Consider the following 14,864-nt stretch of genomic DNA (forward strand, 5'->3'; position numbering starts at 1 on the left):
GATGTGGTCAGGGAGCCGCGACTGCTGGCCCGCTGACCGACGTGCCGCCCCGGGCAGCCGGGGCGGCACGTCCGCGCGGTGCGGGTCGGCCCCGGGTGGGGCGACCCGTCGTCGCTAGCTCAGCAGGAAGATGGTGGCGCGTCCCGCCAGGGCGCCCACCGTCAGCCGGCCGCGGTCGTGCCGCAGGTACGCGCCGGCGTCCGTGGCGAGTTGCACCGCGACGCCGCCCCTGCCCTGGGGCACCCGGCGGAAGCTCGCCGAGGCCGCCTCGGCGCTGCCGGCCGTCACCGGGTCGATCCGTACGACGCCGTCGACCACCCGGACGTACCGGTCGGGGAAGTTGACCGACTGGATCGACTCGGTGTCCCCGCCGGCCAGGCCCGGCACGAACCGGAACTGGCTGTCGGCCAGCTCACGGACCCCGGTGTCCACCCGCAGCACGTACTCGTAGTGGCGCAGGAACGCGCGGGACGCGTCGGCGGGGGAGAGGCGCACGATCGGGCCGCCCTCGCCGACCGGTACCCCGAACAGGGGGGAACCGTCGGAGTGCCAGTACAGCTTCTGCACCCGGGCGTGCCGGTTCGGGTCGTACAGCGGGTCGCCGGTGATGTCCCGGTAGTCCCGGGCGTGGTAGACCAGCACGTCGGTCACCCCGTCCTCGGCGACGGTGAACGAGTTGTGTCCCGGCCCGTAGCGCCTCGTCCGTTCGTGGGTGACGAACACCGGCTCCGGCGTCTTCACCCACGAGGCGTTGTCGAGCAGGTCCGCCTCGGCGTCGGCGGTCAGCAGCCCCATGCAGTAGCGGGAGTCGGTCGCGCTGGCGGAGAAGGTCATGAAGACCCGTCCGTTGCGGACGAGCACCGCCGGGCCCTCGTTGACCGTGAAGCCCTGCTTCTCCCAGCCGCGGGTGGGGGTCGCGATGCGGACCGGCTTGGTCCGGATCGACCAGGGCGTGTCCATCTCCGCGATGTACAGGTTCGTGCCGGTCAGTTCCGGCTCGGCCTGCGCCCACACCAGGTACCGGCGGCCCCGGTGCGCGAAGGTCGTCGCGTCCAGGGAGAAGTCCTCCCACTCGGTGGCGATCTGGCCGCGCAGTCGCCAGCCGGCCGGGTCCCGGGGGTCGGCCAGCGCGGACTCCAGCACGTACATCCTGATCCGGAAGACGTTGTCGGAGTCCCCGGCGGCGAAGTAGATGTACCAGCGGCCGTCGATGCGGTGCAGCTCCGGGGCCCAGATGTGCCCGCCCATCTTGCCGCTCGCCGGTCGCCGCCAGATGACCGACTCGGCGGCGGTGGCGAGGCCGGCGATGGTGGGGGCGCCCCGTACGACGATCCGGTCGTACTCGGGCACGGAGCCGGTGAAGTAGTACGTCCCGTCCACCGGCAGGGTGATGAACGGGTCGGCCCGCTGCCGGATCAGCGGGTCGACGGTGGTGACGCCGTAGACCTCGGCGTCGGGGCGGACGGGCACCGGCCGCAGGGCGGCGCTCGCCGTGGGGGCCGGGGGAGCGGTGGTGGCCCCCGGGGCGGCGGGAGCCGCGGTGGCCGCGGAGGCGAGCCCGCCGACCAGGCCGGTCGTCGCCACCCCCAGGCTGCCGCGTAGCAGGTTACGCCGGCTCAACGCGTACGTCATCGTGGTACCTCACTTGGTCCGCAGGCGCAGGAAGGTGACGGAGTTCGCCGGGAAGGTGTGGACGAAGTCGCCACTGATCCCGCGCAGGGTGCTGGTGACCGGTTGGATCGGTTCGGCCGTCCGGGTGTTCGCCTCGCCGGGGTCACCGCTGATCACGGTCGCCCGGGCGGTGTCGGCCACCGCCAACCCGCCCAGGTCGACCCGGGTCACAGCTGCCTTGTCCTGCGCGTTGACGACCTTGACGATCAGCTCGCCGGTGGCGTCGTCGCGGGTGACGACCTGGGTGAACGGCCGGGTCACCCGGTCGTCGGTGAAGCTGCCCCACACCTGGCCGTTGAGCAGCAGCGTCACCTTGGTGCCCCGGACCTGGATCCGGATGTCGTACGTGGTGCCGGTGGTGATGCTGTTGGGCTTGGCGAGCAGGGTCTCCTTCGCGCCGCCGGTGGCCTTCTCCACCGCGCCCTGGGTGTTGTTCCAGCCACCGAGGTTCCACCAGTAGAAGTTGCCGGAGTCCTTCACGCCGAACGCGATGAGGAAGCCCTCCGCGCCGGCGTTCTTGCGCGCCTTGAGCGTCAGGTCGTAGTCGCCGACGGTGACGTCAGCGGCCTTGACCAGGGTGTCCTGGGCGCCGGTGTCGGACTGGACGTACGCCCCGTCCACCACCGACCAGCTGCCCCGGTTGGCCAGCGGCGTCCAGGCCCCGGCCCCGGCGGAGAAGTCGTCGGCGAACAGCACCGTCCCGTCGGGCGTGGTGACCCGGACGTCGTCGTAGCTGGCGGAGGTGGCCCAGGTGGACAGTCCGATCGCTCCGGTGATCGCCGTCGGCTCGGCGGTCGGGCCGGTGACCCGGCTCGGCACGGTACGGTCGCCGACGTTGTTCATGAACAGCTTCTGCACCTGGTAACTGGTGGAGCCCCAGGACTCGTCGTTGTCGAACCAGATCATGTCTGGCCGCCACTGGACGTGGTCGATGTTGGCCAGCAGCGGCGCGTACGCGGCCATCCGCACCACGTCGGCGTTGCGTTCCAGCCCGGTCATGTACGACGCCTCGGCCAGCGCGTTGAACAGCTTGTTGTCCTGCGAGGCGTACTCGCCGAGGAACACCTTCGGCCCGTTGCGGTCGTAGGCGTCGTAGCGGGTGTTGTTCTGCAGGAACCAGGCCGGGCTGTTGTAGTAGTGCTCGTCGACCATCTCGACGCCGGCGGCACGGTTGAGCTCCCACAGCCGGTCGAAGGTGGTGCCCTGGTCGTCGGGGCCGGAGTTGCCGATCACGGTGATCTGCGGGTGGGCCGCCTTGATCGCGGCGCGGAACTTCTCGAAGTTGGCGAAGTAGGCGTCCGGCAGGTTCTCCTCGTTGCCGACCGCGACGTGGGTGAGCCGGAACGGCTCGGGGTGCCCCATCGAGGCGCGCAGTCCGCCCCACGTCGAGGTGGCCGGTCCGGTCGCGAACTCGATCAGGTCGAGGGTGTCCTGGATGTGCCGGCGCAGCAGCGCCTCGTCGTTGGTGGCGCGGTTCTGGCCGCACCCGGTGACCAGGGCGGGCACCACCGGCAGGGGCATCGCGCCGATGTCCTCGGCGAACTGGAAGTACTCGAAGTACCCCAGGCCGTAGGTCTGGTTGTAGCCCCAGAAGTTGGCGTTGGTGGCGCGGGTCTCGACCGGCCCGACGGTGTCCTTCCACTGGTACGACCGGGCCCGCTCCCAGTTGGAGGCGGCGTCGTAGCCGGCCATGCTGTTGGTGTTCACCAGGCAGCCGCCGGGGAAGCGGACGAAGCCGGGCCTCAGCGCGGCGATCTTCTCGGCGAGGTCACGGCGCAAACCGTTGGGACGGCCCCGGAAGGTGTCCCGGGGGAACAGCGAGACCATGTCGAGGCGCAGCGTGCCGGTGCCGGCGCCGCGGACCGACAGCCGGGCGGCGTCGGTGTCGCGGGCGGCGAGCAGGGTTCCCTTGTACCTGGTCCACCTGTCGCCCCGCACGATCACGGTCAGTGGTGCGGCGAGGGGTTCACCGGCGGCGTCGTGCAGGGTGACCGACAGCGGGGTGCCCCGGGGCGCCTCGGTGCGGGCCCAGACCGAGAAGTCGTACCGGGCCCCGGCGGTCAGGGTCACCCCCTTGTTCCAGCCGGCGTTGGTGACGCCGTACCGGCCGCCGCCGGGGTTGGCCAGGTCCAGCCGCAGGTAGGTGCGGTTGCGGTCGTTGAGCCGGTGGGCGTCGTCGACCGTGGTCGCGGTGCCGGAGCCGCCGTCGGTGGCGCTCGGCGTCCAGGCCGTCATCCCGGTGAACGACGCGTGGTCCCTGGGCAGGAACTCGAAGGACCGGTTGCGGACCAGCTCCGCGTACAGGCCGCCGTCGGCGGCGTAGTTGATGTCCTCGAAGAACACCCCGTAGTGGGAGTCGCTGATGGCGACACCGGGGGCGGCGGGGTCGACCGTGACGGTGTACTCCGGCTGTGGGGCCGGTTCCCGGGCCGCTCCGGGGGCCGCCGTGGTGAGGGTGACGGCCACCAGCGCGGCGGTCGCCGCCGCGAGCAGTGGTTGTGGTCGGAACACAGTGCCTCCTGAGCGTCGTGCGTGGACGTCGGGGCCGCGTGGCAGGCCGTTCCGCGCACGGCGGAGTGCCCGCGGGTGCCATCGATGTGAGCGCTAACAGGCAGCGAGTATTACGGGCGCGTGTCCCACGGTCAATACCCTGATGACCGGCGTGCTACGGCGGGGTACCCGGCGGCGGCACCCCGGCCCGGCGCGGCCGTGACCGGATCGTTAGGGAAGCCGTCCGGCCGGGCCGGCGGCGTTCGTCGGGCCAGGTGAAAGGGCGGTCGCGCGGCTCGCCCGGGTGCTCGGGCCGCCAAGTGGGCTGGCCTCGGAGTCGAAGATGTTTCGAAACGTGTCTTGACCCAACCCGATGTGAGCGCTAACACTGTGCCCCAGCAGGTGAGTGGAGGATGTTCATGGACGTAGGCGCAGGACCCGACGACCAGTACGTCGTCGGCGTCGACTTCGGCACGCTGTCCGGTCGGGCGCTGGTGGTGCGGGTCGCCGACGGTGCCGAGCTGGGCACGGCGGTGCACGAGTACCGCCACGCGGTGATGGAGCGGTTCCTCACCGCCGCCGACGGCCGGGAACTGCCGGCGGACTGGGCCCTGCAGGACCCGGACGACTACCGCGAGGTGTTCCGGCAGGCCGTCCCGGCCGCCCTGGCCGCCAGCGGCGTCGACCCGGCCCGGGTGGTCGGCGTCGGCATCGACTTCACCGCCTGCACCGTGCTGCCCACCCTGGCCGACGGCACCCCGCTGTGCGAGGTGCCCGAGCTGCGCACCCGGCCGCACGCCTGGGTGAAGCTGTGGAAGCACCACGCCGCCCAGGGGCAGGCCGACCGGATCAACGCCCTCGCCCACGAGCGCGGCGAGCCGTGGATCGGCCGCTACGGCGGCAAGATCTCCGCCGAGTGGCAGTACGCCAAGGGCCTGCAGTTGCTGGAGGAGGACCCGGAGGTCTACGCCCGGGCCGAGCGGTGGATCGAGGCCGCCGACTGGGTCGTCTGGCAGCTCTGCGGCGTCGAGACCCGCAACGTCTGCACCGCCGGCTACAAGGGCATCCGCCAGGACGGCCGGTACCCGTCCCGGGACTACCTGGCCGCCCTGAACCCCGACTTCGCCGACTTCGTCACCAAGATCGACGGGCCGCTTGCGCCGCTGGGCGCCCGGGCGGGCGGGCTGTCCGCGCAGGCCGCCGCCTGGACCGGCCTGCCCGAGGGCATCGCGGTGGCGGTCGGCAACGTCGACGCCCACGTCACCGCCGCCTCCGCCCAGGCCATCGAGCCCGGTCGGCTGGTCGCCATCATGGGCACCTCCACCTGCCACGTCGTCAACGGCACGAAGCTGGCGGAGGTGGCCGGCATGTGCGGCGTGGTCGACGGCGGCATCAGCGCCGGCGCCTGGGGCTACGAGGCCGGACAGAGCGGGGTCGGCGACATCTTCGGCTGGTTCGTCGAGCACGCCGCGCCGGCCGGCTGGGCCTCGCACGAGGAGCTGACCGCGGCCGCCGCCGCCCAGCCCGTCGGCGCGCACGGCCTGGTCGCGCTCGACTGGTGGAACGGCAACCGTTCGCTGCTGGTCAACCACCACCTCAGCGGGATGATCGTCGGCCTCACCCTGGCCACCCGGCCGCCGGACGTCTACCGGGCGTTGCTGGAGTCCACCGCGTACGGCACCCGGATGATCATCGAGGCGTTCGCCGAGGCGGGCGTGCCGGTGGACGAGGTGATCGTCGCCGGCGGCCTGACCAAGAACGAGTTGCTGATGCAGATCTACGCCGACGTCACCCAGCGCCCGCTGGGCATCATCGGCTCGGCGCAGGGTCCGGCGCTCGGCTCGGCGATCCACGCGGCGGTGGCCGCCGGGGCGTACCCCGACGTGGCCGCGGCGTCGGCGGCGATGGGCCGGGTCGACCGGGACGTCTACCGGCCCGACCCGGAGCGGGCCCGCGCCTACGACGCCCTGTACGCCGAGTACCGCCGACTGCACGACCACTTCGGACGCGGCGGCGACGAGACACTGCTGCGCCTGCGCGCCATCCGTAACGCCGCCCGCGGGGCGGCCGAATCCACGCCGGCCGCGCCGGCGACCCCCCAGGAGGTGCTGGCATGAGCCGTACGCTGCCCACCGAGGTGACCCGACTGCGGGAGACCGTGGCGGCCCTGCACGCCGAACTGGTCCGCTACCACCTGGTCGCCTGGACGGCCGGGAACGTCTCGGCCCGGGTGCCCGGCCACGACCTGATGGTCATCAAGCCCAGCGGGGTCTCCTACGACGACCTGCGACCCGACAACATGATCGTCTGCGACCTCGACGGGGTCGTGGTCGACGGGGACCTCTCCCCGTCCAGCGACACGGCCGCGCACGCGTACGTCTACCGGGCGATGCCGGAGGTGGGCGGCGTGGTCCACACGCACAGCAACTACGCCACCGCGTGGGCGGCGTGCGGCGAGTCCATCCCGTGTCACCTCACCGCCCAGGCCGACGAGTTCGGCGGAGAGATCCCGGTGGGTCCGTTCGCCCTCATCGGCGGCGACGACATCGGCAAGGGCATCGTCGCCACCCTGTCCGGGCACCGCTCCCCGGCGGTGCTGATGCGCAACCACGGCGTCTTCACCATCGGCAAGGACGCCCGCGCCGCGGTGAAGGCCGCGGTGATGTGCGAGGACGTGGCCCGCACCGCGCACCTGGCCCGGACGCTCGGCACCCCGGTGCCGATGACCCAGGCCGACATCGACTCGCTCTACGACCGCTACCAGAACGTCTACGGCCAGCCGGGCTCCGGTTCCGCGAAGTCCTGACCCGGCCCTGGTCGGGCCGGCCGGACCCGCCCCCAAGGGGTCGGCCGACCCGACGCACCACCGCACCACCCACCGGCTCCGTCGTCCGGCGTGCCCCGACGCCCGGAGCCCGGTGACCCACCTCACCCCCAAAGGAGTCATCACATGACCCGTACCACCATCACCCGTCGCGGCCTCGGCGCGCTGCTCGCCGCCGGCCTGCTGGCCAGCGGGCTGACCGCCTGCGGCAACAGCGACACCGGCGACAGCGCCGGCGGCGACGGCAAGATCGTGCTCGGCTTCTCCCAGGTCGGCGCGGAGAGCGGCTGGCGTACCGCGAACACCACCTCGATCAAGGAGGCCGCCGCGGCGGCCGGGATCGAGCTGAAGTTCGACGACGCCCAGCAGAAGCAGGAGAACCAGATCAAGGCGATCCGCAACTTCATCCAGCAGAAGGTCGACGTGATCGCCTTCTCGCCGGTGGTGGAGTCGGGCTGGGACACCGTGCTCAAGGAGGCCAAGGACGCCAAGATCCCGGTGATCCTGACCGACCGCGCCGTCGACTCGGCCGACAAGAGCCTCTACAAGACCTTCATCGGCTCGGACTTCGTCAAGGAGGGCCGCCTCGCCGGTGAGTGGCTGGTCAAGGAGAAGCAGGCCGCGACCGGCCCGGTGAACATCGTCGAGCTGCAGGGCACCACCGGCTCGGCGCCGGCCAACGACCGCAAGAAGGGCTTCGCCGAGGCGATCGCCGCCAACCCGAACCTGAAGGTCGTCGCCTCGCAGAGCGGCGACTTCACCCGCGCCGGCGGCAAGCAGGTCATGGAGCAGTTCCTGAAGGCCAACCCGAAGATCGACGTGCTCTTCGCGCACAACGACGACATGGGTCTGGGCGCGCTCGAGGCGATCACCGCGGCCGGCAAGGTGCCGGGCAAGGACATCACCATCATCACCATCGACGCGGTCAAGGACGGTATGCAGGCCCTCGCCGACGGGAAGTTCAACTTCATCGCGGAGTGCAGCCCGCTGCTCGGCCCTCAGCTGATGGACCTGGTGAAGAAGGTCAAGGCCGGCGAGGAGGTCCCCGCCCGCGTCGAGACCGAGGAGACCACGTTCACCCAGGAGCAGGCGAAGGCCGCCCTGCCCACCCGCAAGTACTGACCGGCCCGCCGCGTCCCCACGCGGCGTTCCCGGGCGGCGAATCCTCGCCGTGACGGCGTCGGGCCGGTGGTGTCGACGACACCACCGGCCCGACCGCCCTCCCGCGCCGCACGCGCCGACGGACCGCGTCCGCCACGGGCGGTCGCGACCGCCCCGCACCGCCGCACACCACGAAAGGTCTGGTGGGATGTCGCAGAGGCATCCGGTCCTGACGATGACCGCGATCAGCAAACACTTCCCGGGAGTACGGGCCCTCGACGGCGTCGACTTCCGGCTCTTCCCCGGTGAGGTCCACGCCCTGATGGGCGAGAACGGCGCCGGCAAGTCCACTTTGATCAAGGTGCTGACCGGCGTCTACGGCACGGACGCCGGCACCATCACCCTCGACGGCACCCAGGTCTCCTTCACCGGGCCGATGCAGGCCGCCGCGGCCGGCGTGAGCACCGTGTACCAGGAGGTCAACCTCTGCACCAACCTGTCGGTGGCGGAGAACATCTTCATCGGCCGCGAGCCGCGCCGAGGCGGCGCGATCAACTGGCGCCAGATGCGGCGCCAGGCACAGGAGGCGCTGGCCCGCCTCGACCTGCACATCGACGTCAGTGAGCTGCTCGGCAGCTACTCGCTGGCGGTGCAGCAGATGGTGGCCATCGCCCGCGCCGTCGACGTGCAGGCCCGGGTGCTCATCCTCGACGAGCCGACCTCCAGCCTGGACGCCGACGAGGTCGCGCAGCTGCTGCGGATCATGCGCCAGCTCCGCGACCAGGGCATCGCGATCCTCTTCGTCACCCACTTCCTCGACCAGGTCTACGGCATCGCCGACCGGATCACGGTGCTGCGCAACGGCCGCCTGGTCGGCGAGTACCTCACCGCCGACCTGCCCCAGCTCGCCCTGGTCGAGAAGATGATCGGCAAGGAACTCGACGCGTTGGAGCAGCTCGACTCCGAGGCCGGCAAGGACCCGGCCCGGGTGGCCGAGGGCAGCCCGCTGGTCGAGGCCGACGGGCTCGGGCGCAGCGGCGCGGTGGCGCCGTTCAGCCTGACCATCCACGCCGGTGAGGTGGTCGGCATGGCCGGGCTGCTCGGTTCGGGTCGCACCGAGGTGGCACGGCTCTTCTTCGGCGCGGACCGCGCCGACAAGGGGCAGCTCGTCGTCGACGGCAAACCCACCACGATCCGCAACCCGATCGCCGCGATCGACCGCGACATCGCCTTCTGCTCAGAGAACCGCCGCACCGAGGGCCTGATCGGCGAGCTGTCGGTGCGGGAGAACATCATCCTGGCCATGCAGGCCGCCCGGGGCTGGCTGCGGCCGGTGCCCCGGCGCAAGCAGGACGAGCTGGTGCAGCGCTGGATCGAGGCGCTGAGCATCCGTCCGGCCGACCCGGAAAGGCCGGTGCGCAACCTCTCCGGCGGCAACCAGCAGAAGGTGCTGCTGGCCCGCTGGCTGATCACCGAGCCGCGGCTGCTGATCCTGGACGAACCGACCCGGGGCATCGACATCGGTGCGAAGACCGAGATCCAGCGCCTGGTGGCGCAGCTCTCCGACGGCGGCATGGCGGTGCTGTTCATCTCCGCGGAGCTGGAGGAGGTGCTGCGGCTCAGCCACAAGGTCGCCGTGATGCGGGACCGGCAGCTCGTCGCCCAGCTCACCAACGACGAATCCCTCGACGCCGACCGCGTGATGCGGGCCATCGCCAGTGGCGCCCGGCAGGAAGGGTTGGAGAAGGCATGAGCACAGTCAAGGCGCGTCTCGCGCCGGTTACCGGCCACCGGCTGTTCTGGCCGCTGGTGATGCTGGTCGTGCTGCTGGTGGCGAACACCGTGTACCGGCCGAGCTTCCTGTCGGTCGAGCTGAAGAACGGTCACCTGTACGGCAGCCTGATCGACATCGTCCGGCTCAGCGCGCCCCTCATCCTGGTGGCGTTGGGCATGTCCCTGGTCATCGCGACCGGCGGCATCGATCTGTCGGTGGGCTCCGTGGTCGCGGTCAGCGGCGCGGTGGCCTGCCTGTGGATCAGCGAGCAACCCGACCAGAACAGCCTCGGCGGCGTGTTCACGGCGCTGGCCATCGCGTTCGGCCTCGCGCTGGTGCTCGGCGTCTGGAACGGGGTGCTGGTCGCCGTCATCGGCATCCAACCCATCATCGCCACGCTGATCCTGATGGTCGCCGGTCGTGGCCTGGCCCAGCTGATCACCTCCGGTCAGATCATCACCATCAACAGCGAGCCGTACAAGACGATCGGGGTGGGGCACCTGCTCACCCTGCCGTTCGCGATCATCATCGCCCTGGTGGTGGCGGTGATCGTGGCGGTGCTGACCCGGCGCACCGCGCTCGGCATGATCATCGAATCGGTCGGTGGCAACGCCGAGGCCAGCCGGCTGGCCGGCATCCGCTCCCGGCGGATCACCCTGCTGGTGTACGTGGTCAGCGCGGCCTGCGCGGCGATCGCCGGGTTCATGATGACCGCGAACGTCTCCAGCGCCGACGGCAACGCCGCCGGCCTCTGGGTGGAGCTCGACGCGATCCTGGCCGTGGTCATCGGCGGCACCTCGCTGGCCGGCGGCCGGTTCTACCTCAGCGGCACCATCGTCGGCGCGCTGATCATCCAGACCCTGACCACCTCGGTGTACGCCATGAACATCGACCCGCAGACGGCGCTGTTGTTCAAGGCCGTGGTGGTGATCGCGGTCTGCCTCATCCAGGCCCCGGCGTTCCGCGCCCGGTTCCGCCGGAAGCGGCCGCTGGCACCGCCCCCGGCGCCGACCGCCGAGAAGCAGAAGGAGCAGGTCCCGGCATGACCACCACACCACTGGCCGTACGCGCCGACCGGGCCTGGTGGCGGGTGCCGCAACGGCACGTGCCGGTGCTGGCCACCTTCGTGCTGCTGCTCGTCATGTACGGCGTCGGCGTCTCGCAGTACCGTGCCTTCTCCAACATCCAGGTCGTCTTCAACATCTTCATCGACAACGGCTTCCTGCTCGTCGTCGCGGTGGGGATGACCTTCGTGATCCTCACCGGCGGCATCGACCTGTCGGTCGGCTCGGTGGTGGCGATGACCGCGATGGTCTCCGCGTCACTGCTGCGCGACGGGGTGAATCCCGCGTTGGTGCTGGTGGTCGCGCTGCTGATCGGCCCGACGTTGGGTTTCGCGATGGGCTGCGTCATCCACTTCTTCGACATCCAGCCGTTCATCGTCACCCTGGCCGGGATGTTCTTCGCCCGGGGCATGTGCACCTGGATCAGCTCGACGTCCATCCCGATCACCGAAGGGTTCTGGACGTCGGCGGCGCAGGAGCGCATCCGGATCGGGGAGAACTTCGTCTCGGTGAGCGTGCTGATCGCCCTGGCGGTGGTCGGGGTGGCGGCGTTCACGCTGGCGTACACCCGGCTGGGGCGCAACGTGTACGCCATCGGCGGCAACCCGCAGTCGGCCCTGCTGATGGGCCTGCCGGTGGGGCGTACGAAGATCGCCGTCTACACCATCAGCGGGCTCTGCTCGGCGGTCGGCGGCATCCTGCTCTCCTTCTACACCCTCTCCGGCGCGCCACTGATCGCCGTCGGCATGGAGCTGGACGTGATCGCCGCGGTGGTCATCGGCGGCACCCTGCTGACGGGCGGCTCGGGCTACGTGTTCGGCACCGTGCTGGGTGTCCTGGTGCTCGGTGTGATCCAGACGCTGATCACCTTCGACGGCACCCTCAGCTCGTGGTGGACCAAGATCGTGATCGGCGCTCTGCTGTTCGCCTTCATCCTGCTCCAGCGTCTCGTCGGCATCCGCAAGAAGTAATCCCGACCGTTACACCGGAAGGCAACCCCATGACTGACCCATCGCCGGCCCCCGAGGTCTGGTTCCTCACCGGGAGCCAGGGTCTGTACGGCCCGGAGACCCTGCAGCAGGTGGCCGAGCAGTCCCGGCAGATCGCCGCGCGGCTCGACGCCGATCCCGCCGTCCCCGCCCGGGTCGTGTGGAAGCCGGTCCTCACCTCCAGCGCCGAGATCCTGGCGGTCTGCCGCGACGCCGCCGTCCAGGGCGCGGTCGGCGTGATCGCCTGGATGCACACCTTCTCACCCGCGAAGATGTGGATCTCCGGACTGGACGCGCTGCGCACCCCGCTGCTTCACCTGCACACCCAGGCCAACGTGGCGCTGCCCTGGTCCGAGATCGACATGGACTTCATGAACCTCAACCAGGCCGCGCACGGCGACCGGGAGTTCGGGTTCGTGCAGACCAGGCTCGGGGTGGCCCGCAAGACCGTCGCCGGCCATGTGAGCAACCCGCAGGTCACCGCCCGGGTCGCGGCCTGGGTCCGGGCCGCGGTCGGCCACGCCGAGATGCGGTCGCTGCGGCTCGCCCGTTTCGGCGACAACATGCGCGACGTGGCGGTGACCGAGGGCGACAAGGTCGAGGCGGAGTTGCGCTTCGGTGTCTCGGTCAACACCTACGGCGTCAACGACCTGGTCGCGGCGGTCGACGCCGTCGCGGACGCGCGCGTCGACGAGTTGGTCAAGGAGTACGACGACAGCTACCGGTTGGTGCCCGAGCTGCGTCCGGGCGGGGAGCGGCACGACTCCCTGCGCTACGCCGCCCGGATCGAGGCGGGGCTGCGCGAGTTCCTCGAAGCCGGCGGGTTCCGGGCCTTCACCACCAACTTCGAGGACCTCGGCGGTCTGCGCCAGCTGCCCGGCATCGCGGTGCAGCGGTTGATGGCCGACGGCTACGGGTTCGGCGGCGAGGGGGACTGGAAGACCTCGGTGCTGGTCCGCACCCTGAAGGCGATGTCGGTCGGCACCACCGGCGGCACGTCCTTCATGGAGGACTACACCTACGACCTCACCCCCGGCCAGGAGTTGGTCCTCGGCGCGCACATGCTGGAGGTGTGCCCGTCCATCGCCGCGGACACCCCGAACGTGGAGATCCACCCGTTGGGCATCGGCGGCCGGGAGGACCCGGTGCGGATGGTCTTCGACGCCCAGGCCGGCCCGGCGGTGGTGCTCGGCCTGGCCGACATGGGCGAGCGGTTCCGGCTGGTCGCCAACGAGATCGACGTGGTCGCCCCGCCGCACCCGTTGCCGAAGCTGCCGGTGGCCCGGGCCGTGTGGCGACCGCGTCCGGACCTGCCCCGGTCGGCGGAGGCCTGGCTGACCGCCGGCGCGCCGCACCACACCGTCCTGTCCCAGGCCGTCGGCGTGGAGGAGCTGTACGACCTGTCCGAGATGGTCTCCACCGAGCTGGTGGTCATCGACGCGGACACGACCACCCGGCGGCTCGCCGACGAACTGCGGTGGAACCAGGCCTACTACCGGTTGGCCCGGGGCTTCTGACCGCCGCGCCGCGCCGCGGTGGCCGGCGCGTCCCCATGGCACCCGGGACGCGCCGGCCACCGCCCGCGCGGGGTCCGCGTCGGCCGGTTGGCGCGATCACCACAGGTCGACGATGAGCACGAGGGGGTAGCCATGGGTCAGCAGGCGGGTACGCGAGCCGCGGTGATGAGCGACGTGGCCCGGCTCGCCGGGGTCTCGCACCAGACCGTGTCGCGGGTGCTCAACAATCACCCCAGCGTCCGGCAGGAGACCCGCGAGCGGGTGCTGCGCGCCGTGCACCAGCTCAACTACCGCCCCAACGCGCTGGCCCGGGGGTTGGCCGGCCGGCGGTCCCGGGTCATCGGGGTGGTCAGCTTCGACACCATCCTCTACGGCCCGGCCGCCACCCTGCTGGGGGTGGAACGGGCCGCCCGGGCCGCCGGTTACGGCATCAACATCGTGACGTTGGAGCAGCTGGACCGGACCGGGATGACCGCGGCCATCGACGCCCTCACCGAGCAGTCGGTGGCCGGGGTCGTCATCATCGCGCCGTTGATGACGGCGGCCGTCGCGGTGCACGGGCTGCCCACCGGGGTGCCCGCCGTGGTCGTCGAGGCCGGCGGGGGAGCGGGGGTGCTGCCCAGCATCTCGGTGGACCAGGTGACCGGCGCGCGGATGGCCGTGGAGCACCTGCTCGGCCTGCGGCACGAGACGGTGTGGCATATCGGCGGCCCCCGGGACTGGCTGGAGGCACGCGACCGGCTCGAGGGCTGGCGGCAGGCCCTGGACGCGGCCGGCCGGCCGGTGCCGCCGGTTCTCGTCGGGGACTGGAGCCCCCGCTCGGGGTACGAGATCGGACTGTCCCTGGCCGACCGTCCGGATGTCACGGCGGTCTTCTGCGCCAACGACCACCAGGCGCTGGGCCTGCTGAGCGCCCTGCACCAGCGTGGCCGGCGGGTGCCGGACGACGTCAGTGTGGTGGGCTTCGACGACATCCCGGAGGCCGAGTACCTGTCGCCGCCGCTGACCACGATCCGGCAGGACTTCGACGAGGTGGGTCGCCGGTGCGTGGCGACGCTGCTGGAGCTGCTCGACACCGACGCGACCGTCTCCGGCGTCACCCGGCCGGCTGTCCCGCCGATGCTGGTGGCCCGGGCCAGCAGTGCCGTCCTGCCGCGCTGAGCGGCGACCCGTGCTGTCCCGGCTGGACGGCGTGTCGGTTCGGCGGGCTTCCCTGCCGGTTCCACGGCGCAGCGCGCCCGCAGTGACCGAACCCCGCGCCGTCCGCCGTCCGCAGGTGGTGCCGGTGCGAGCGAGTGAGCACGCCCCTACGCAGCGGAAAGGGCACGTTCAGATCCTTGACTCGGTTGATTTGTTGCGTTGACAATTCCTGTTTGTTAACGCTCACATCCCCGACGTGAGGGATTCACCTATGCGATCAGCCGTCCCCCGGGC

General features: G+C 71.2%; 10 protein-coding genes. 8 read left to right on the forward strand and 2 right to left on the reverse strand.

Annotated elements, in window-relative coordinates; all coding sequences use genetic code 11:
• Positions 1-114: 114 nt before the first annotated feature.
• Together E1165_RS13810 and E1165_RS13815 are read right to left on the reverse strand one after the other, a co-directional pair.
• Positions 115-1,632, reverse strand: a complete 1,518-nt coding sequence (locus tag E1165_RS13810; protein ID WP_132391451.1) for a family 43 glycosylhydrolase — start codon at positions 1,630-1,632, stop codon at positions 115-117.
• A gap of 9 nt (positions 1,633-1,641) precedes the next feature.
• On the reverse strand, positions 1,642-4,182 hold the full coding sequence (locus tag E1165_RS13815) for an alpha-L-arabinofuranosidase C-terminal domain-containing protein (protein WP_132391453.1): 2,541 nt from the start codon (positions 4,180-4,182) through the stop codon (positions 1,642-1,644).
• A gap of 398 nt (positions 4,183-4,580) precedes the next feature.
• On the opposite strand from E1165_RS13815, the gene araB reads away from it, so the two are divergent.
• The 8 genes from araB (at position 4,581) to E1165_RS13855 (ending at position 14,591) form a co-directional block, all read left to right on the forward strand.
• The gene (araB, locus tag E1165_RS13820; RefSeq protein ID WP_132391467.1) at positions 4,581-6,278 is read left to right on the forward strand and encodes a ribulokinase; all 1,698 of its coding nucleotides are present in this window, start codon (positions 4,581-4,583) and stop codon (positions 6,276-6,278) included.
• The gene (locus E1165_RS13825) at positions 6,275-6,967 is read left to right on the forward strand and encodes an L-ribulose-5-phosphate 4-epimerase (protein ID WP_207916880.1); all 693 of its coding nucleotides are present in this window, start codon (positions 6,275-6,277) and stop codon (positions 6,965-6,967) included. Before araB ends, E1165_RS13825 begins: the two co-directional genes overlap by 4 nt.
• 144 nt (positions 6,968-7,111) lie before the next feature.
• Complete coding sequence (locus E1165_RS13830; protein WP_132391455.1) at positions 7,112-8,107, forward strand: ABC transporter substrate-binding protein; 996 nt, start codon at positions 7,112-7,114, stop codon at positions 8,105-8,107.
• 187 nt (positions 8,108-8,294) lie between these two features.
• Positions 8,295-9,839, forward strand: a complete 1,545-nt coding sequence (locus tag E1165_RS13835) for a sugar ABC transporter ATP-binding protein (protein ID WP_132391457.1) — start codon at positions 8,295-8,297, stop codon at positions 9,837-9,839.
• Complete coding sequence (locus tag E1165_RS13840) at positions 9,836-10,906, forward strand: ABC transporter permease (RefSeq protein WP_132391459.1); 1,071 nt, start codon at positions 9,836-9,838, stop codon at positions 10,904-10,906. The genes E1165_RS13835 and E1165_RS13840 overlap by 4 nt, the downstream gene beginning before the upstream one ends.
• Positions 10,903-11,895: a galactofuranose ABC transporter, permease protein YjfF gene (gene yjfF, locus E1165_RS13845; RefSeq protein WP_132391461.1), complete on the forward strand. Its 993-nt coding sequence runs from the start codon at positions 10,903-10,905 to the stop codon at positions 11,893-11,895. The genes E1165_RS13840 and yjfF overlap by 4 nt, the downstream gene beginning before the upstream one ends.
• Positions 11,896-11,924: 29 nt before the next feature.
• On the forward strand, positions 11,925-13,430 hold the full coding sequence (gene araA, locus E1165_RS13850; protein WP_132391463.1) for an L-arabinose isomerase: 1,506 nt from the start codon (positions 11,925-11,927) through the stop codon (positions 13,428-13,430).
• A gap of 132 nt (positions 13,431-13,562) precedes the next feature.
• Positions 13,563-14,591 carry a LacI family DNA-binding transcriptional regulator gene (locus tag E1165_RS13855; protein WP_132391465.1) on the forward strand — a complete coding sequence of 343 codons (1,029 nt, stop codon included), beginning with the start codon at positions 13,563-13,565 and terminating at the stop codon, positions 14,589-14,591.
• The last annotated feature ends 273 nt before the right edge of the window (positions 14,592-14,864 follow it).

Origin of the sequence: Micromonospora sp. KC723 (assembly GCF_004348595.1) — a bacterium.
GTDB lineage: Bacteria > Actinomycetota > Actinomycetes > Mycobacteriales > Micromonosporaceae > Micromonospora.